The organism is Pseudomonas sp. P4_C3, assembly GCF_056402075.1.
This window is the reverse complement of sequence record NZ_JBFUIC010000699.1, coordinates 1-906: the sequence shown is the minus strand read 5'-3', so window position 1 is coordinate 906 and position 906 is coordinate 1. Positions and strand designations below refer to the sequence as shown.

1 protein-coding gene is annotated in these 906 nt (G+C 61.5%); it reads left to right on the top strand.

Annotation, left to right across the window (positions count from 1 at the left end; genetic code table 11):
* On the top strand, positions 1-810 hold an 810-nt coding region (locus AC1DVH_RS31870), incomplete at its 5' end, for an NAD(P)/FAD-dependent oxidoreductase (protein WP_477757133.1).
* Positions 811-906: the final 96 nt, after the last annotated feature.

Here is a 906-nt window from a genome sequence, read left to right as displayed (position 1 = left end):
GCCGATATCAAGCGCGAAGTCGGTTCCGATGCCTACGTCGGCGGCCTGCTGGACATGCAGGGCGGCCACATTCACCCGCTGAACCTGGCACTCGGTGAAGCCTCGGCGATCATCGGCCTGGGCGGCAAGATCTACGAGCAATCGGCGGCGGTGGAAATCACCTACGGCGAGCCAATCACCGTGCGCACCGCCAAAGGTGTGGTGAGGGCCAAGTACCTGCTGATCGCCGGTAACGCCTACCTGCCGCAAGGCCTCGACAACCGCGTGACCAGCAAGAGCATGCCGTGCGGTTCGCAGATCGTCGTCACCGAGCCGTTGTCGGAAAAGCAGGCCCGCAGCCTGATCAAGAACAACTACTGCGTCGAAGACTGCAACTACCTGCTCGACTACTACCGCCTGACCGCCGACAACCGCCTGCTGTACGGCGGTGGCGTGGTCTACGGTGCGCGCGAACCGGACGACATCGAACAACTGATCCGCCCGAAAATCCTCAAGACCTTCCCGCAATTGAAGGACGTGAGGATCGACTACCGCTGGACCGGCAACTTCCTGCTGACCATGTCGCGCATGCCGCAATTCGGTCGTATCGAGAAAAACGCCTATTACATGCAGGGCTACAGCGGTCACGGCGTTACCTGCTCGCACCTGGCCGGCAAACTGATCTCGGAAATGATCCGTGGCGACGCCGAGCGTTTCGACGCGTTTGCATCCTTGCCGCACATGCCGATGATCGGCGGGCGCACCTTCTCGGCGCCATTGACCGCCCTCGGCGCCGTGTACTACTCGCTGCGCGACCGTTTCGGCATCTAAGCTTTACCTCGCCGGTGGCTTCTGCCCAAAGGGTGCTGCCGGCTTTTTAACACCTGAAACACCACGGTCCTTTGTGGGAGCGAGCTTGCTCGCGAT